The 19,214-nt window shown below is 42.0% G+C and carries 18 protein-coding genes; 8 read left to right on the top strand and 10 right to left on the bottom strand.

The window, feature by feature from the left end; genetic code table 11:
• Window positions 1-48 precede the first annotated feature (48 nt).
• The gene (locus JWQ54_RS20525) at window positions 49-2,340 is read right to left on the bottom strand and encodes a GH92 family glycosyl hydrolase (RefSeq protein WP_299588739.1); all 2,292 of its coding nucleotides are present in this window, start codon (window positions 2,338-2,340) and stop codon (window positions 49-51) included.
• Window positions 2,341-2,645: 305 nt separating this feature from the next.
• On the opposite strand from JWQ54_RS20525, the gene JWQ54_RS20520 reads away from it, so the two are divergent.
• Entirely contained in the window at window positions 2,646-3,431 is a 786-nt protein-coding gene (locus JWQ54_RS20520) for a DUF3050 domain-containing protein (protein WP_299588737.1), read from the top strand.
• 115 nt (window positions 3,432-3,546) lie between these two features.
• On the top strand, window positions 3,547-5,805 hold the full coding sequence (locus tag JWQ54_RS20515; RefSeq protein WP_299588736.1) for a transglycosylase domain-containing protein: 2,259 nt from the start codon (window positions 3,547-3,549) through the stop codon (window positions 5,803-5,805).
• 245 nt (window positions 5,806-6,050) lie between these two features.
• On the opposite strand, the gene JWQ54_RS20510 is transcribed toward JWQ54_RS20515, so the two are convergent.
• A complete protein-coding gene (locus JWQ54_RS20510) occupies window positions 6,051-7,061 on the bottom strand; it encodes a LacI family DNA-binding transcriptional regulator (protein WP_299588734.1) in 1,011 nt (336 codons plus the stop codon).
• Window positions 7,062-7,256: 195 nt separating this feature from the next.
• On the opposite strand from JWQ54_RS20510, the gene JWQ54_RS20505 reads away from it, so the two are divergent.
• Window positions 7,257-7,622, top strand: coding sequence for a PleD family two-component system response regulator (locus JWQ54_RS20505; RefSeq protein ID WP_367187123.1), 366 nt, complete (start codon window positions 7,257-7,259; stop codon window positions 7,620-7,622).
• A 55-nt stretch (window positions 7,623-7,677) separates the two neighbouring features.
• Here the strand turns inward: JWQ54_RS20505 and JWQ54_RS20500 are convergent, their stop codons facing one another.
• From JWQ54_RS20500 to JWQ54_RS20475, 6 genes are all read right to left on the bottom strand, one after another.
• Window positions 7,678-7,839, bottom strand: a complete 162-nt coding sequence (locus tag JWQ54_RS20500) for a hypothetical protein (RefSeq protein WP_299588732.1) — start codon at window positions 7,837-7,839, stop codon at window positions 7,678-7,680.
• A complete protein-coding gene (locus tag JWQ54_RS20495; protein ID WP_299588730.1) occupies window positions 7,840-8,028 on the bottom strand; it encodes a hypothetical protein in 189 nt (62 codons plus the stop codon).
• A 139-nt stretch (window positions 8,029-8,167) separates the two neighbouring features.
• Entirely contained in the window at window positions 8,168-10,159 is a 1,992-nt protein-coding gene (gene pulA, locus JWQ54_RS20490; RefSeq protein WP_299588728.1) for a type I pullulanase, read from the bottom strand.
• Window positions 10,160-10,464: 305 nt separating this feature from the next.
• On the bottom strand, window positions 10,465-10,950 hold the full coding sequence (locus tag JWQ54_RS20485) for a peptide deformylase (protein WP_299588725.1): 486 nt from the start codon (window positions 10,948-10,950) through the stop codon (window positions 10,465-10,467).
• 477 nt (window positions 10,951-11,427) lie between these two features.
• Window positions 11,428-12,015, bottom strand: a complete 588-nt coding sequence (locus JWQ54_RS20480; protein WP_299588723.1) for a DUF4142 domain-containing protein — start codon at window positions 12,013-12,015, stop codon at window positions 11,428-11,430.
• 92 nt (window positions 12,016-12,107) lie between these two features.
• The gene (locus JWQ54_RS20475) at window positions 12,108-12,755 is read right to left on the bottom strand and encodes a YceH family protein (RefSeq protein WP_299588721.1); all 648 of its coding nucleotides are present in this window, start codon (window positions 12,753-12,755) and stop codon (window positions 12,108-12,110) included.
• A 237-nt stretch (window positions 12,756-12,992) separates the two neighbouring features.
• Here JWQ54_RS20475 and JWQ54_RS20470 point away from each other — a divergent pair, with 237 nt between their 5' ends.
• Complete coding sequence (locus JWQ54_RS20470; RefSeq protein WP_299588719.1) at window positions 12,993-13,829, top strand: MBL fold metallo-hydrolase; 837 nt, start codon at window positions 12,993-12,995, stop codon at window positions 13,827-13,829.
• A 235-nt stretch (window positions 13,830-14,064) separates the two neighbouring features.
• Here JWQ54_RS20470 and JWQ54_RS20465 read toward each other — a convergent pair whose 3' ends face one another.
• Window positions 14,065-14,733, bottom strand: a complete 669-nt coding sequence (locus JWQ54_RS20465; RefSeq protein WP_299588716.1) for a GntR family transcriptional regulator — start codon at window positions 14,731-14,733, stop codon at window positions 14,065-14,067.
• Between the two features lie 268 nt (window positions 14,734-15,001).
• Between JWQ54_RS20465 and JWQ54_RS20460 the strand changes: the two genes are divergently transcribed.
• The 3 genes from JWQ54_RS20460 (at window position 15,002) to JWQ54_RS20450 (ending at window position 17,517) form a co-directional block, all read left to right on the top strand.
• Window positions 15,002-15,910, top strand: coding sequence for a metallophosphoesterase (locus tag JWQ54_RS20460; RefSeq protein WP_299588715.1), 909 nt, complete (start codon window positions 15,002-15,004; stop codon window positions 15,908-15,910).
• A gap of 225 nt (window positions 15,911-16,135) precedes the next feature.
• A complete protein-coding gene (locus JWQ54_RS20455; protein ID WP_299588712.1) occupies window positions 16,136-17,209 on the top strand; it encodes an acyltransferase family protein in 1,074 nt (357 codons plus the stop codon).
• A gap of 104 nt (window positions 17,210-17,313) precedes the next feature.
• Window positions 17,314-17,517 (top strand): YtxH domain-containing protein, encoded by a 204-nt coding sequence (locus JWQ54_RS20450; RefSeq protein ID WP_299588710.1) that lies wholly within the window; start codon window positions 17,314-17,316, stop codon window positions 17,515-17,517.
• A gap of 34 nt (window positions 17,518-17,551) precedes the next feature.
• On the opposite strand, the gene JWQ54_RS20445 is transcribed toward JWQ54_RS20450, so the two are convergent.
• Window positions 17,552-18,268 (bottom strand): DUF2071 domain-containing protein, encoded by a 717-nt coding sequence (locus JWQ54_RS20445; protein WP_299588707.1) that lies wholly within the window; start codon window positions 18,266-18,268, stop codon window positions 17,552-17,554.
• Window positions 18,269-18,422: 154 nt separating this feature from the next.
• Between JWQ54_RS20445 and JWQ54_RS20440 the strand changes: the two genes are divergently transcribed.
• Window positions 18,423-18,950 (top strand): DinB family protein, encoded by a 528-nt coding sequence (locus JWQ54_RS20440; protein ID WP_299588704.1) that lies wholly within the window; start codon window positions 18,423-18,425, stop codon window positions 18,948-18,950.
• The last annotated feature ends 264 nt before the right edge of the window (window positions 18,951-19,214 follow it).

Raw genomic sequence — 19,214 nt, 5'->3', positions numbered from 1 at the left:
GCTAATAATTCTTATCTAATCTCTAATTAACTAACCTCTAATCTCTCCCTACCTATGTTTCGCACCCATCACAAACGTGATCTCGCCGCCGTTCATAATATCGGCATGGGATAAAAATAAACTGTTATGCGGCTGGCCGTTAAGGGTTATCTTTTGGATATAAACGTTTTTATCGCTTTGATTTTTTACATTGATGGTAAAGGTCTTGCCATCGCCTACCTGGATCACCGCATGATTTACCGCCGGGCTGCCAATAGCATACTGGTCCGTTGCCGGGGCAACCGGGTAAAAGCCCAGCGAACTGAATATGTACCAGGCGCTCATTTGACCGGTATCATCATTACCACCCAAACCATCAGGCGTTGGTTTGTACATGCGCTTTAATATCATGCGGATCTTGTCCTGCGCTTTCCATGGTTTATTAGTCCAGTCGTACAAATAAGCTACGTGGTGCGATGGCTCGTTGCCATGCACGTAGTTGCCTATGATGCCGTCTTTAGTAATGTCTTCGGTTTCGGCAAAGTATTTATCAGGCAGGTTGTAGCTGAAAAGACTATCTACATACGTTATAAAACGCTTGTCGCCGCCCATCATTTTTATCAGCCCTTCCGGATCATGCGGAACATACAGCGTGTAGTTCCAGGCGTTGCCTTCAATAAAGCCCTGGTTAATGGTGGTGAACGGATCGAAATTTTTGCGGAAGGTGCCATCAGCCAGTTTAGGATGCATGAACCCGCTCTTAGGGTCGTAAACGTTTTTCCAGTTTTGTGCGCGCTTGTTAAAATCCTCGTAAATATCCATCCGGTTTAACTTTTTAGCCATCTGCGCAATGCAAAAGTCATCATAAGCATATTCCTGGGTTGATGATACTGAGTTACCGTTCTTTTCATCAGGAATATAGCCCATGTCCATATAATAACCTATCCCTTCGTAATCGCGGTGACGCGCAGTTGCCACGCAGGCATCCAGCGCCTTATTGGCGTCAAAAGGGGCATTGCCTTTAATCACAGCATCGGCAAGGACAGACACGCTGTGATAGCCGCTCATGCACCAGTTTTCATTTGCGCTGTTACTCCATATTGGCAGCATATGCTCCGGGCTCTGGTCAAAATGGGCCATCATTGATTGCACCATGTCAGAGTTTCTTTTTGGGTCGATGATGTTAAACAGGGGATGCAGGGCACGGTGCGTGTCCCAAAGGCTAAAGGTGGTATAATTGGTAAACCCTTCGGCTTTGTGCACGTTCTGATCAATTCCTTTATACTGGCCGTCGGCATCCATGTAAATGGTAGGGTTTATCATGGCGTGGTACATGGAAGTATAAAAATCTTCCTTTTCGTCCTTGCTTCCATCTATTACTATTTTATGAAGCTCGGCTTCCCATTGCGCCTGGCCGTCATTTTTCACTTTATCAAAATCCCAGCCCGGAATCTCTGCCTTCATGTTGTTCAGTGCGCCATCAATGCTCACCGGCGACAAGGCGAATTTTATTTTTATCTTTTCGCCTTCTTCTGTTTTAAAGTCGAAGTAGGTTTTTAGCTGACGGCCAGCCAGGTCAGGGAAGTTTTTCACCCTTGCAAACTTGCCCCAAAAGCCACCGTAGACTTCGCGCTTATCAAACTTTTTATACCCCATCTGGATAAAAGGCTTATTAAACGTCATGGCGAAATACAGTGTGCGAGTACGGGCCCAGCCATTGGTTGAGCGGTAACCTACAACGGTACTGTCATTCACCATGCGTAAATACGTCCACACGTTTTTATCAGGATAGTTATAAATGCCGGCCATCAGGTCCAAAATAATATGTGAATTATCTGATTTTGGGAAAGTATACTGGTGAAAGCCCACGCGGGTGCTGGTGGTCATTTCAGCGATAATGCCGCTGGCATCAAGCTTTACTTTGTAGTAATTTGCCGCGCTCACCTCATTATCATGCGAGAAAGCCGAGCGGTAACCGCTGCCCGGTTTATCGGCCGTGCCAGGGTTAAGCTGCAATTTGCCAACAGTTGGCATTATTAAAAAATCTCCAAGGTCACTGTGGCCGGTACCGCTAAAATGGGTGTGACTAAAGCCAACTATCGTTCTATCATCATACTGGTAACCGGCGCAATATTTATACACATCCGGGTTGTATTTGCCGTTCAGCTCATAGCTGGGTGTATCTGTTTCCGGACTAAGCTGCACCATACCAAAAGGCACCGTAGCACCCGGGTACACATGGCCCATCCGTTGTGTACCTATAATAGGCTTAACGTATTGAACTAAATTGTCGTTAGTTTTTGTTTGAGCCGACGCCATTACGGTTGCGCAGCTTAAAAGAGCGGTCAGTATTTTTTTCATTTATGAGATCAGTAAAAGCCTCAAATATAGTTGTATTGTTTTATTGTTGGATTGCTGTAACGCAGGTTTGACAGAAATAGCGTGTTTTTAGTAGCATGGCGGTGTTTTTGTTCCATGATTTTTCACAAGTGGATTGTTTTAAAGGTGTTCAAGAGAGCTTCGCCGTTCGCCAGATTTAAGGATTTTCCGAATGCTTTAACTTGCAGAAATTAATCATTGTCATCCTTAAATCAAGAGCGCGTAATGGGTCAAACCAATTCCCTTCAAATAGCTACCTTTGTGGCATTAAAGCACCCGGAAAGCAGATGAACGAGCAAATAAAGAAACTACAGCAGGCTATTGAGCCTTTAAGGCAGCAGATAATTAACCATAAAGTTTACGGCTTAATAACCAATATTGACGATCTCGGTATTTTTATGAACCATCATATTTATGCTGTTTGGGATTTTATGTCACTGCTGAAAGCTTTGCAGCAAAACTTAACCTGTACCGCTGTGCCGTGGTTCCCGGTAGGTTCAGCAAATACCAGGTATTTAATTAACGAGATAGTAACCGGGGAAGAATCCGATCTGGATAGCGAAGGCAATCGCAAAAGCCATTATGAAATGTATTTGGAGGCCATGCAGCAATGCGGTGCGGAGCCGGTAGCTTTTCTTGATTTTATTGCTGTGCTTAAAAACTCCGGCGATGTTAACGCGGCTTTCAATGCTTTAGATGTCCCGGTAACGGTACGTGACTTTGTTGAGCATACGTTTGAAGTAATAAACAGTGGCAAGCCTCATCTGCAGGCAGCGGTTTTTACATTTGGCAGGGAAGACCTTATCCCTAACATGTTCCTTTCAATAGTTAATGATTTGAACAGTAAATTTCCGGGGCAGGTATCCCAATTTAAATACTACCTTGACCGGCATATAGAAGTAGACGGTGATCACCACAGCCACCTGGCATTGGAAATGACCGCCGAACTATGCGGCAACGATCCTCAGAAATGGGAAGAGATAACCAAAGCATCAATCATCGCCCTGCAAAAGCGGATAGGCTTGTGGGATGGTGTTTATGAAGAGGTCTTGAGCAGCAGGGTAATGGCGTAAGTATCTGTGGTGCAGGAAAAATTTGATCATCACTTCCCCAACCAAAGAAACATTTTACTGTTCCCCGCGTTTGTATCGGATGATAATTAGTTTAGTTTTGGATAAATATTATTAGATGCCGGGCCCCAATTTTAAAAACATACACATTAATCCTAAATATATCCGGATTGCGGCAATTATATTCGCTTCCCTGTTTGTTCTGTTTTTGATAGGCGGTTATATTGCCTATTCCAAACGCGAAACCCTGCTTCAAAGCGCAATAGCTAAAGCAAAGGCAAAAGCCCGCAGCGCCTATAATTTAGACCTCCAGATAGGATCAGCCCATTTTACAGGACTTAGCACCGTTGCGTTTACAGATATTACGGTAGTGCCCGATCATCGCGACAGCTTATTAAGCATCAAACAGTTCCAGGTGAGCGTTAAGCTGTTCCCGCTGATATTTGGCGATGTTAAACTGGCTGATGTTGAGCTGGAAAAAGGGCATTTAAACCTGACAGATATAAAGCACGTAAAAAATTTCGACTTCCTTTTTAAAAAGAAGCGGGATACTACTGTAAAAACAAAAGTTGATCTTTCACAACTATCCAGCAACCTCATCAATCAGCTGCTTTATAAAATTCCGGATAACCTTAAGCTGAACAATTTTTTGGTGTCCTTTAAAAACGATAGCGGCAGCTTTACAGCACTGGCACAATCGGCAATAATAAAAGACGGGCACCTAACCTCAATCATCAACATAGATAATGGCCTGGCGCTATGGCATTTTGATGGCCGTATGCACCCTTCAGACAAGGACATTGATGTTAAGCTTTATGCCGATGGAAAAAAAGTGGAGATTCCCTTTATTGAAAAACGCTTTCATTTAAAAGTGACTTTTGATACCGTGAGCACCCGTTTAAGCAAGGTTGAGCATAGTGAAGGCGAGACCCGGATCTACGGCTATTGGGGCGTAAAAAATCTGCTTATTAACCAGCCGGGCCTGTCGAGCAATGATATTGTTGTGCCAAGTGCGGGTATTGATGCCAATATGTTTGTGGGGCAAAATTATTTATCGCTAGATAGCTCATCAACCATCTACCTAAAAAAATTAACAGCCCACCCTTATATAAAATACACGCTTAACCCGGTTAAAATTTACGAGCTGAAGCTTAATACCGGCTGGCAAAATGCCCAGGATGTTTTCGATTCGTTCCCATCAGGCATGTTTGAATCATTGGAGGGGATGCAGGTTGCGGGCAAATTAAATTATAACCTCAATATATTTTTAAATAGCAAAAAGCCCGATGACGTTCAGTTTGATTCGCGGCTGGATAAGCAGGGCTTTAACATTGTTAAATATGGCAGAACCGATTTGACCAGGCTGAACAAGCCTTTTGTTTATACACCCTACGAAAAGGGAAAACCAATGGGGCCGCACATTATCGGGCCCGAAAACTCGTACTATACGCCATTACAGGACATTTCGCCAAACCTGCGCAATGCTGTAATGACTGCCGAGGACCCTTCTTTTTATACCAATCATGGTTTTGTTGAGGAGTCTATCCGTAAATCACTGGCTACCGATTTTAAGGACAAAAAATTTAAGCGCGGTGGCAGCACCATCTCCATGCAGCTGGTTAAAAACACCTTTTTAAGTCGCGAAAAAACACTGGCCCGTAAAATCGAAGAGATCCTGATAGTGTGGTTGATAGAGAATAACCGCATTATGAGTAAAAACCGGATGCTGGAGGTTTATTTTAATGTTATTGAATGGGGGCATAATGTGTATGGCATTGGTGAGGCTTCAAGGTATTATTTCGGGAAAGCACCCTCAGAACTTACCATTGGCGAAAGTATTTACCTGGCAAGCATTGTTCCGCACCCAAAAACCGGCCTGTACTCATTTATGCCCGATGGCTCATTAAGGCCGGGGCTCTCCGGCTATTTTAACCTGATAGGTAACTTGATGGCCGGGCACGGCAAGGCCCAGCGCGATAGCAGCAATTACGGCTTTTATGACGTGCGCTTAAAAGAAAGCATGCGGCGTGAGATCGCCCCGGTTAGTACCATCATAGCAGATAGCCTGATGAACCAAAATGATGATGACGAGGCAACACCGGTAGTTATTCTAGAGCCGGAAGTAAAGAAGCCCTCGTTTTTTCAGCGTTTGTTTGGCAAAAAGGATACTACAGCCAAAAAGGAAGAGGTAAAACAGGTTGATGTAAAAGCAAAACTAAAGGCCGATATACAGAAATTGAAAGACGAAGAAAAGCGCAAAGAGCTTTTAATTGATACCGCCGGAAAAACCAAAAAGGAGATTCGCCAGGAAAAGAAACGGCTGCGAAGCGAAGAAAAAGATGCGGAAAAAGCCTTGAAGGAAGCGGTTAAGGAGTAGTTGGCAGTTGGCAGTTTACAGTGGGCAGTTGGCAGTTTGTCTATCGGGATTCGTCTGCCTTTTCCTTACCGCAAACTGCAAACTTTTTCAATTGGGCAGTTGGCAGTTAGTCTATTAGGATTTCGCCTTTTCTTTACTGCAAACTGCAAACTTTTTCAATTGGGCAGGTGGCAGTTAGTCTATCGGATTCGTTTGCCTTTTCTTTACTGCAAACTGAAAACCGGCAACCGCAAACTTCTTCAGTATCAACCACCAGATGACTTCCTGATAAACAACTTCGATTTCAGCACATGCTCTTTTTTGCTGACGGGCTGTCCTTTACTTTCCAGCTCATCAAACAACAGGTTAGCGGCTTTAATGCCCATTTCATAGGCAGGCTGGGTGATGGTTGATAGCGGGGGGCATAATAAGGGCGCAATACCCAGGCTGGAGAAGCTAATGACCTTCAGATCGCGGGGGATATTGATATTCATATCGTTACACACATAATAGGTGGCAAATGCCAAACGCTCAACCGAGCTGAAGATCCCGTCGGGTTTAATCTCTTCCAATACCTTTTTTAGTATTACATAGTTTATCTTTTCATCATTACTGCAATCAATTACCAGCTCATCATTAAACGGAATGTTGTGTTTTTGCAGCGCATCAATATAGCCCTGCATCCGCACCTTACCTATGGAGATGCTTTTGTTTACAACCAGGTAGGCTATTTTTTTGCACCCGCCTTTAATCAAATGCTCAGTAGCGTCAAAGCTGCTGTCATAGTCATTAGTAGTAACCTTGGCCGCTTCGATATCTTCATAAACACGGTCAAAAAATACTACCGGAATATTTTTTTGTTCAAGTTTGCGCAAATAATTATGATCGTTAGCCTCGCCGGATACCGACATGATAATGCCATCAACCTTTCCGTTGTTAAGGTAGTTTACAAATGAAACTTCCTTTTCAAAAACATCATCGGTACGATAAAGCAAAATGTAAAAACCTTTTTTGCGCGCAATCTCTTCAATGCCGTTTATGGCCTGTGAAAAGAAATCATTGGTTATTTCGGGTATAATTACGGCAAGGGTACGGCTCTTTTTATCGCGCAGGTTGCTCGCATAGTGGTTTGGCAAAAAATTATGTTCACGGGCATACGCTAAAATTTTTTCTTTAGTGTCCTTATTAATATCAGAATTGCCATTAAATGCCCTTGAAATGGTGGACGTTGAGATATTTAATTCTTTAGCAAGTATTTTGATATTAATATTATCCATTTTAGCGTAAGTAGTTTGTTATAGCCACCAAATTTAATAAAAGTGATTTATAGCCCTTAATCAATCTTATTATTGTGCAAATATAGTCACAGCATTGTTAAAACCTCATAACTAAGTAGTTATATTGCTTATTATTTAGATATGGCACGCCCTTTGCAAGGTAAATAATAACTGCAATATTAAAGAAGAAAGCTAGTGGCAAAAAAAATATTAATAGTGGATAATAACACGTTAATGATTGAGGTTATGACCTACATATTAATTAACAACGGCTATGAAGTATTTGCCATATCAAGCGGCAGCAAAATATTTGAGCTTATTAAAAAAGAACACCCCGACCTTATAATTTTAGATGCTGTGTTACCCGGCATAAACGGAAAAGAGATTTGTCAGCTGATAAAGCTAAATAAATCCACACAAAACTTGCCGGTCATTATGTGCTCGGGCGACGAATCAATTGATGAATCATTAAATGAAAAAGGCGCGCCCGATGATGTATTGCACAAGCCCTTTGATATTAATAGCCTGATAAAGAAGGTTAATTACCAGTTGGTTGCATGAGTTGATTGATAAGTCCAATAGGACGTTCCCGCAGGCTGATTAAGTTATAAACACCTTACTTAAGCCAATAACCTATAATTATCCCAATTATCCCATAAGCCCATTTTATTTTGTCACTACTATTTGGTTCGGTAGCTATCAAATAAATGGCAAAAAAGCCTAACACAATAGTAACACCTGTTTGAACACGAATTTTGGCTTTTGATGCAGGTGTCATTTATTTACTAAATGCTTTGATCAGCCTTTTAATGTTTTCACCAAAATATTGTTCGTGTGTCACTTCATCATCTTCATCAATTTCAGCGGCGGCTTTTTTAGACTTAACCACCTCTCCCCCAATATTCTGGATATATTGAGATACATCAGTAGCTTTACCATCTGGTATCTTAACTGTTAATGTAGTCATGCGTGATTAATTATTAAAAAAAAGTTCAATACAAATATAACAAAAAATCTAAAAGCAAAGTTTGTGCTATTTTCTATGCATCAATTAATACATGGGTTTCAGGTAGTTATTGTAAAAGCCCTATTGTTATATGCCTGTCTTAATTACCATATAAAACATAAGCTGCAGTACCTGTTACGGTTATATCGCCCGAAGAAACCTCTTTTATCCCTTTCTCATTAATAGTATTTTCATCTGCAACCAATGTCCATTTACCGGCGGGTATTTTTATTGTTTTATCAGATGGATTGCCATTCAGCACAACCAGAATATTTTTCCAGCTATCGCCGTTAGCATTATTGCTGAGTTGATAGGCTATTATTCCGGGATCACTGGTATCTATAAACTTTAAATTAGTTTGGATCATTTTGGTTGACGCCATCCTGAATGCCGGATGATCTTTCCGCAAGGCAATAAGCCCTTTATAATAATTAAAAACCGCCTTATATTTTGTTTTGCGGCTCCAGTCAATCTGGTTGATAGAATCGGGTTGGTTATATGAATTAGCTACACCTTGTTTGGTCCGCAGCATTTCAGCCCCTGCGTGCAAAAAGGAAACTCCCTGTGAAGTTAACACTATCGCATTAGCCAGCTTATCCATTTTTATAAGATCGGCTTCTGATGCTCCCGGATTTGAAATTTTCAGCCTGTCGAATAACGTGTTATCATCATGGCAGGATGCATAGGTTATAGTTTGAAAAGGCTCCGCTGCCCAGGGCGCTTTTGAATAGTTCACTTTGGTATAGTCAACCTGTGGGTTTGGCGTTGATGCAACAATTCCGAATTTTACACTTTCGGCTTTGCCTGCCGCGCCGCTTACAAAACCCTTTTCCTTCAGATCGCTCCAGCCGCCCTTCAGGCCATCGCGGATGTCATCGCTGAATGCTGCTATCTCATTCAGTTTGGCCGCATTCTTTTTTATGGCACGCTGATCTTCGGGCAGCGGACTGTCTCCTGCCGTCCAGCCTTCGCCATAAATAAAAATGGTGGGGTCAATTTTATGAAGCGCAGCGCTGACCTGGTTCATTGTTTCTATATCATGCACTCCCATCAAATCAAACCGGAAACCATCAAGGTGGTATTCCTTTGCCCAATACACTATAGATTCTATTATAAACTTACGCACCATAGCCCTTTCAGATGCCACCTCGTTGCCGCAGCCCGTAGCATTGGAGTAGGAGCCATCTGCATTTTGGCGATAGAAATAATTCGGCGCAAACTGGTTAAAGTTTGAGTTTTTGGTATCGCTGGTATGGTTATAAACCACATCCAATATTACCCTTAATCCATTTTTATGCAGGGCCTGCACCATTGTTTTAAATTCCTTTATCCGCGCATTGCCATCGTAAGGGTTTGTTGAATAGCTACCCTCGGGCACGTTGTAATTTAACGGATCATATCCCCAGTTATATTTATTGGCTTCGGGCTTTGTTTCATCTATCGAATTAAAATCAAATGCGGGCAGCAGGTGCACATGCGTTACGCCAAGCTGTTTGATGTGATCAAGCCCGGTGGGTTCTCCATCCGGGCTTTTGGTGCCGGTTTCAGCAAGGCCTAAAAATTTACCTTTGTTTTTTATGCCTGAGTTTGGGCTGATAGAAATATCGCGGATGTGCAGTTCATAAAGTACAATATCTGTAAAGCTTTTAAGCGCGGGTTTTTTATCGTTTTGCCAGCCGGTTGGGTTGGTTAGCGCCATATCAGCCACCATTCCGCGTGCGCCATTAACACCAACAGCCTTTGCATAAATATCGGGGCATTCCATCAGCCACTTCCCATCCTGCATAACCTGGAAGGTGTAGTATTTGTTTTTAAGGTCTTTATTGATGATGTTCTGCCAGGTGCCGCTGATGCTTTTAACCATGCTGACGGTGCTGATGGCTTGTCCGCCATTGCCGGCATCATATAACCTCAGTTTTACTTCAGATGCCATTGGCGCCCACACTTTAAAAGTAGTTTTTTCAGGAGAATAGCTAACTCCGAGATCGTTCCCGGCGTATGCCGGGAAATTATCAAATGAGCCTGTTTGTTGAACGGATTTAAAAGCTGTAAGCATGGCAATGGATAGGAGAATTAATAAATAGCGTTTCATAATTGGTTATAAGGATGCTGCCCGGTATAAATGTGGGTTAAAGTTAAAATAAATTGAAGCATATAATACTTACTGGTTGAATGTTAATAAAGAACGCTTGTCAGCCCGCCCCGTTGGGCTATTGTGTCCCTGTTTTATCAGTCAGGTCTTAATTTCCACCAGGTGCCATGACCCGGTAAACCCTCCGGGTCATTGTTGAATTATATAAACTTCTGTGTAGAAAAGTACCCGCGTAGTTTCGTTGAGATGGGATAACAATGGCAAAGTTTTTAAATGATATATGTTTGTGGATTACACGAAAACAATCAGGGTCTCCACTTAAAAGATTTTTCATCAATTGCACGCATGGTACAAAGTATGCCGTTTAAATGGTCATACTCATGCTGTAAAAGTTCAGACAGCGCTCCTTCCATTTTCCATTCATGCGGCTCCCAGTTTTCATCCAAATAATTAATGGTTAACGACCGGTGCCTTTTCACTTTCACCAATAAGTTAGGAAAACTCATGCAATCGTCCCAAAGCTCAAACAGATCGGCGCTCACATCATTTAGCTCCGGGTTTATGAATACTACGGGCTTATCAATATTCATGTAGATCAGCCTTTTCATAATACCCAGCTGCGGTGCGGCAATGGCCCGGCCAAAATTATATTTCTGCCGTATTTCATTCATTACATTATCCATATCGGCAACCCAGTTTTTAACAAGCGGCAGTTCTGCTTTTAAAACAGGCTGACAGGTTTCATAAAGGCGCTGATCGCCTAATAAAAGAAGATCGGTAAGGGTTTTCATGGCGTTTTGATAATAGCATTTATAGCGATGGCTTGCAACCTATGTTCAAAACATATCCCAATGATGGATTAATGCCTTGTTTCGCACAGGTCGACGACCTGCGCGATAGATGATGTTCGTTCCCTGATTTGAACCCCGTCGCTATTAGGCAAATATTGGAATTTAAAAACAATGCACAAAAAAACAGGATTCCCTGTACGGAAATCCTGCCTGGTGAGATTAGCTGAAATAACACTAATTAAGTATGTTTTGTGCCCCTTACTTATCCGTGTCCCCACCAAATTTTATGAAGCGACGGGCGCTTTTTTCTAAACCTCTGTACAAAATTAACACATCAAAAGCTATCCGGCTTATACAATTCCGTACAAGATGATTCAATTTGGTTCACGGTATTTAAGGGGGAAATGAAGCAATGGTTTTACATAAAAGGGGAATAGGCATAATCTCCATTCCCCTTAGCAGCGAGTTTCGCTAATATTATTTCATGCTATCATGGATCTTATTGATCGCATCAAGGTGCATTTGTACTATGGGGGCAGTTTTAGCAGCAAAGGCTTTTAGCTCACTATCCTTGCAGTCTTTTGCACCCTTGTTCATCAGATCGAGTGTTTTCTTATGCCCGTCAACCATGGCATCAACATAAGCTTTATCAAACTTTTTACCTGATAATTTTGAAAGGTCGTCTATTTTCTTTTGATGATCGGCGTCAGGGGCTGCAGGAAGGGTAATATTCTTTGCCTTGGCAATTCCCATTAGCTCGTCGTTTGCTTTGGAATGGTCAGTAACCATCATATCAGCAAAACTTTTAATCCGGGCATTGCTGGTTTTTGACTGGGCCAGCTTGCCTAAAGTAACTTCAGTCAAACCGCCGTTGGCAGCATCCGTAGCAAATTTAGCATCGTCGGGAGCAACCGCTATGCCACCGGTAGCAGCAGCGTTGGTAGTCGTGTCCTTGGTTTTGTTCAAACTGTCGGCACTTTCTTTCGCGTCCTTTTTGGTGTTGTTACAGCCCTGGAATGCATAGGCTGCAATTGCGATCATGATCGCGTAACTTAACTTCTTCATAGGTATATAGTTTGGTGTTTTAATTTAGTAATCAAACAAACATCACACCAATAAGTTTTTTAACCTATAAATAATATTTAGTCGTTGTAGTTTTAACTTAATTCTTTCATTAGCTTATCAAAGGCTTCCCTTAGTTCTGCAAGCTCTGTTTCCAGCCTGGTTACCCTTGCTTCAAGCCCGCTTTTGCTTACCGGTGCATCATCATTAAAATCATCATCATTTACTTCGGGTACGCCGCACAATAAGTGGGCATAACGCACTTCTTTTTGTCCCGGTCTGCGGGGCAGCTGCATTAAAAATGGCATTTCGGCGCTGCTTAACCGTTCCAGTTTTTCCTGTACTTCTTCTATCGATTCAAACTCATACATTCTGCCCGAATTGGTATTTATCTCACCAGGTGTTTGCGGGCCGCGCAGCATCAACAGGCAAATAATGGCAACCTCGGATGGCAACACCGGGAATACGATGGCAAAATTGTGTTTGTATTTTACACTGCGGATGGAACCTCCGGTTGCTGTAGAGATTAGTCCGCGCCTTTTGAGCGTGTTTAAAGCCTGGGCAACGGTATCTTCATCATAATTAACAACCGGCTTGCGCGATGTTTTTTGATTACAAGCCAGGGTAAGGCTGTTGATGGTCATGGGGTAATAATCGGGCGTGGTTTTACTTTTTTCCATTAATGAGCCAAGCACCCGAAGTTCAGCGGCATCAAGTACAGGTAAAGTTATCGGTGAATCCATAGGAGTAAAGATATATTTTTGATTTCGGATGTCGGATGTTTGATTTCGGATTTTGTTCAAATGCGAAAGTCGGATTGCCGATTTCGGAATGGTTTAAGTTCGCAAACTCAATTTCTTAATTCAATAATTTGCGATCAAGCCAATCACTAATTCACTAAATCAATAATTCAACCTTAATAAATTCCGCAATCAAACATCCGAAATCCGAAATAAAAAAACCGTTACTTTGTAACAGATATGTCGCTGTTTATTGCATCATTAAATTCCGGGAGTAACGGTAATTGCTATTACGTAGGTAACGAGCACGAAGCTGTGTTGATTGATGCCGGGATCTCCTGCCGCGAAACAGAGAGAAGGATGCTGCGGCTGGGCTTATCCATGCAAAAAGTAAAGGCCATTTTTGTATCGCATGAGCACTCCGACCATATCAACGGCATTCCCGTAATAGCAAAGAAGTACAGGCTGCCGGTTTACATTACGCCGCCAACACTTCAAAGAGGCGGCTTAATGCTGGATAGTGAGCTGGTTATAGCTTTTGGTGCTTTTGAAACCATTACCATAGGCGGACTGCATGTTTCCGCATTCCCCAAACAGCATGACGCCAGCAACCCGCACAGCTTTTTAATTACCTGCCGGGATATTAAAGTGGGCGTGTTTACTGATATTGGCTTTGTTTGCGAAAACCTTATCCATCATTTCAGCCAATGTCACGCAGCTTTTTTGGAGGCTAATTATGACGACGAAATGCTCGACAAGGGCGGCTACCCCTACCATTTAAAACGACGGATCCGCGGCGGGCACGGCCACTTATCAAACAAACAGGCACTTGAGCTTTTTACCGCGCATAAGCCATCGTTTATGACCCACCTGCTGTTATCCCACCTGTCAAAAAATAACAACGACCCACAGTTGGTACAGGACTTATTTGACAACTGCGCCGATGGAATAAATATTATTGTTGCTTCGCGATATGTGGAAACGGAGGTTTATTATATCGGAAGTCCCATTGAAGGATCCGTTACCCCGCAAACAAAGGGAGTAGCGCTTAAAGCACAGCAGATCTCGTTGTTTTAATATTATACCATATCTTATAATATATCGCAGGGCGATGCCCTGCGCTGATAGATTAGACCCTTCCAGGGTCACGCTGAGTCTAAAACAGTCATCTTCAAGATTGTTTTATTTCACGAAACCTGGGATATAAACAAAAGCCCTGCAATGGCGAAATATAATAGCGCAGGGCTATGCCCTGCACTAAATTAAAAATTAAAACGCATCATCCCATCATCCGAGGATTTAAAAATCCGGGTTATTTCGTTATCTGCCCGGTAATTTTAGCGCTCCAATACCAGGCCATTTTAGGGTCTTCCCTTAATACGCTGTCAAATAATTTGTGGTGATTATCCGGCCCGTTTTTAAAAAAAGAGGTGTCCTGGTGCGTATTCATCAGGTCGCTTTTTAGCTGCACGGCAAATTGTTTGTATAGGTCGGCGAGGATGTCATTCTTTGAAGCCTCGGCAAGTACAATATAAAAGCTCACATGCGCATCAATACAATCTTCAATTAAATTATCATTGGCGGCTTTTGTGCGTTTTTTTAAAAAGTGCTCAAGTTTTGAGATATCGTTACCGGTGCGGTTCATTGCCGCTTTCTCTGCAATTTTCATTTCAAGGATCTCGCGAACCTCGTCAATGTTTTTTGAAGAGGCCCTTTTTAACCGCTGGCCAAGCGGCTCGTTTATGCCCGAGCTATCCTCAACAAAAGTACCTATACCCTGCTGCACCCGCAGAAAGCCGGAGTTAACCATGATCTTTACGGCCTCCCTGATTGTTGACCGGCCCACGCCAAAGGCCTTCATCAACTCCGCTTCAACCGGCAGCTTCTGATTTACATTGTAGGTTCCTTTAAGTATTTGTTCCTGTAATTTTGCCGCCACTTCATCGGCTAATGTTTTGCGTGGAATTAGGTTTTGGTTCATCTTATCATCTGATGAGGGTAAATATACAATATGGTTTAAACATAACTATGAACCGGAGATTATAATTGTGTAAAATTTTAAGAATAAAGAAAATGTGCCTGTTCCAATTAATCGTAGTGCTTTTTTGTGTATTTATGGCGAACCCGGGGGTTAAAAAATTATCGGTGATGTAACGCAGGGGCAAGCCCTTCATTTTTTTATTCATATAAATCTTACTCAAATTTTACTTTGTATCCCTACTTTCGTTTTTCAAAAAAAAACTTCAATTATGCAAAGAAGATCAGCCCTAAAAAGCCTTGGCGGTCTGTTATTGATCCCGGCCCTGCCTTTTAAAAGTACAGCCGCCGACCGGAAACCTGTTTTACGAGTGGCACACCTTACCGATATCCATTTGAAAGACAAATGGGATGCCCCGGCACGCTTTGCAAAATGCCTGCACCATGCACAGCAGCAAAAAGGGGTCGACTTTATACTGAATGGCGGCGATGTTGTGTTTGATATGAACAAGGAGAACCTGGATACCATAAATACACAATGGAACCTATGGCATAAAACTATAAAAGCAGATTGCAGCCTGCCCATGCATTATGTTTTAGGCAATCACGATATCTGGTGGAATGAAAATGACAAGGGCCAGGCCGTATATGGCAAAAAATATTCAATGGACCAACTGCAGCTTGCCTCGCCTTATTATAGTTTTACAAAGAGTGGCTGGAAGTTTATTATGCTGGACAGTGTTCACCTTGATATTGACAACACCTGGTACATTGGCAAACTGGGTGATGAACAGCTTAACTGGCTGGAGAATGAGCTAAAATCAACACCTGTCACGACGCCTGTTTGCGTACTGTCGCACATTCCTATCCTGTCGGCTACGTTAATGGTTGATGATATTGCAGCCGGGAGTAATAAATGGGAGATCCTTGGCGGCGATATGCACACCGATACCAATAAAATAATCGATCTTTTTTACAGGCACCCAAATGTAAAGCTGTGCCTGAGCGGGCACATTCACCTGCGCGACAAGGTGGTTTACAACAATGTAACCTATATATGTAATGGCGCGGTAAGCGGTGCCTGGTGGGAGGGCAACAAACGCGAAACAGCACCCGGCTATGGTCTGATTGATTTTTATGATGACGGCAGCTTTAACGAGCAATATGTGAATTATGGATAAATAAAAATGCAGGGCATGCATTGGGGGGAGCAGCCTTACAGAATTTTAATCCGTTGTTATAAGATATAAGATCGGACAAGGCAACGCACCCGGATTGATCGCGTAATAAATCCAAACCCTATTTTAAGAGGGCCATCGGCCCGGCACATTTGGTAGCAACGGATTTTAATCTGTTGTGGATTAGAAAAGATTCAATACCTTAATCTTTTATTTAAGCCAGGACCAATGACGACCGTTAAACCTTCCCGCAATTATTCATTAGACCTGTTAAGGGTTATTGCCTGTTACATGGTAATACAGATCCATACCGGCGAGTTTTATTACGTTGGTAACCAGGGCGTAGTATTAAACACACCCGATGCTAATATAGTGGGCTGGTATAATTCCCTGTGCCGTATTTGCGTTCCGCTGTTCATAATGATCTCGGGATTTTTTTTGTTCCCGGTTAATAATACCGGCACATTTTTTAAAAAGCGGTTGAGCCGGGTGGCCATCCCTTTTGTATTGTGGTGTATCATTTATGCCTTTTATTATTATTTTATGGGGAGCGCGGATCTGAACACTACGTTGATAAACATTCTTAAGATCCCCGTAAATTATGGTGTTGAGATTGGACACCTGTGGTTTGTATACATGCTGCTGGGCTTGTACCTGTTTGCGCCAATATTATCGCCATGGATAGAAACAGCAAGCCGCAGGGGAATGGAGTTCTACTTAATGCTGTGGGGCATTGCTTTTACACTGCCCTATATTCATTTGATATTCCCGAAAATTTGGGGTGAAGAATATTGGAACCATACCCCCATGCTGTATTATTTTTCAGGTTTTTTAGGTTATGCGGTGTTAGCTAATTACATCAAAAAATTTCACATGCAGCCCCGGACATGGAATTATGTGGCAGGTGTCACGCTGATAATTACAGGTTATGCCATCACAGCTTACGGATTTTTACACGGCTTACTTGCAGAAAAATATGTGAACACCCTTGAACTTACATGGGGTTTTGAAACAATTAACGTAGCGATGATGACTGCCGGAGTTTTCCTGCTCATAAAAAACATCAAAATTCAAAATACAGCACTGCGTTTAACAAGGCTTATTATTGATGTTTCCGCAAAGAGCTATGGGATTTACCTCTGCCATATTATGGTGCTCAACGCATATCATTCTTTCCTGGATGAATACTTTACCAGTGCTGCAATCAAAATGCCGCTGATTGCATTATGTACTTTTATCACCACTTACATTATTATAAAAGTTCTTTCATATTTGCCAAAAAGCAAGTGGCTTGTAGGTTAATTTTAACATAATACAACTTTGCAACATTTCAACCTTACAACATTTCAACAACAGATCAAAAACATTCTTCCCTAAATCCTGTTTTATTAAAAAACTTTAAAATCATGGGCATATTAAAATTCATTATAGTTGGCGCTGCCGTAGGTTACGGTATTAACTACATAACAAAAAAGAACGCGGATGGCCGCTCAATTATTGACGACCTGGCAGAAAATGCGCCGGATTGGTTCGACAAGGCTAAACAATATGCCGAAGATGCACTTGGCCAGGTTAGTAAAACCGCCAAGGAGGCAAAAGCTAATTTTTAATTAAGCGCCGCATGGGTGTATTTTTATTTAGATATTAACAGCATATTTTGTCTGACACAGACGACCACTCATGCGGTATATTTTCCATAAGCAAGGCATTATCAAACATAACTGAACCAGCCGGAAATAATTGTTTATTTTCAAAATAGCTCGATGCCACATTGCTTACCGCAAGTGGCCTGACTTCCCATTTATGAGTTTTAAGCGATAGGCCCTCATACCGGCTGCCATTGGGCGAGTATCCCGTAGATCCTGCTTTAAAAAAGTCAGAGGCGGCATTTAAGTCTTTAAATATCGATTGATCTCCAAATGTTTCCTTTATTGTTGCATCAATGTTAATGGTGGTTCCATCAGTGCTTTTGAATGCTATATGATAGTTGCCGCCGCCCTCTTTTACATCAAATTTTGCCCGGAAATGCCTGCCCGGGAATATTCTTCCGCCTGTTGCCACATTAAACAGCGAAGAGGTATCTCTTCTTGGTATATAAACACCTTCCTTTAGCTGATTACCCTCTTCCCATTCAACAGCAATTCGGTGTGCGCCATTTTCAGATCCCACACCCATAAATGCCGGCAGCCCTTTTAGCCTCACGTGTTTTAACCTGATCAGGCAAATTCCTGCTATTGCCCTCCCATCAACAATTTTAGGCTTGAAAGGAAACGGCACTATAGCCTTAGCAATATCCGGGTCTACTGTGAAGTTAACCAGGATGCGCCTATCTATAATTCCGGTAATAGTGGGGATTCTCATATGTGCACTAAAGTAGTACAATAAGCTGATAGATTTAAATCATCGCAATCTCAAAACCCGCATAATTGAAATTATTTCCTTATTATAATTTACTGCTGACATAGGGTTGTCATCCGCCCTTCTTTCCTTTGTATAAGATCAAAACAAAATCACTATGAAACAGCAGGAATCAACCATCGAAACAAGCGTACCTCAGATTGTTTATTTAATGAAAAATTATGCCGGTTACAATCTTTGGGCAAATGCAACCCTTGTAAACTGGCTGCGCACAAAACCGGCTGATGTTTTAGCACAGGAAGTGCCATCCAGCTTCACTACCATAAAAGCAACTATTGTGCACATCTGGAATACGCAACGGTATTGGCTATCAAACATAAAAAGAACCGAATCGGAAGGATTTGAAGAATTTAACAGCACACTTGAAGATGCCTTTAAAGGGCTGGTTGAGAATTCCGACGAGTTTGCAGATTATATTGAATCAATGACTAACCAGCAGATTGAAGAAAACACGATGGTTATTAATCCCTGGTTTCAATGTGACTTTCAGAATTTTGAATACATTATGCAGGTAATGAACCACAGCACCTACCATCGCGGGCAAATTGTAACCATGGGCCGCAACCTCGGCTTTACCGATGCCCCAATGACGGATTATAATTTTTATAATATACATGGGAAATAAGCCCAAAACGAGTACAAATCCAATTATCGCTAACCTGCTGATTTTTGGCTAAAGCCCTTAACTTCTTATTTTATCCTTATCCGACCCATAAAGGAACGCCAATGAATTTGTCTGCTATTTGTTACATTCATTGCCGTTTGGCTAAAGTGGCTGTTGCACGACTACATGCCTAACAAACAATAAATTTGTTTAATATACTGATTATTAGTATATTGTGTCATGCAAGGAAAGAAAAACTATCAGGAGAAGCTTTTTATTAGCTTC

It is taken from the genome of Mucilaginibacter sp. (genome assembly GCF_028288225.1).
GTDB lineage: Bacteria > Bacteroidota > Bacteroidia > Sphingobacteriales > Sphingobacteriaceae > Mucilaginibacter.
The sequence above is the reverse complement of the archived record's forward strand: the minus strand, read 5'-3'. Positions and strand labels throughout refer to the sequence as shown.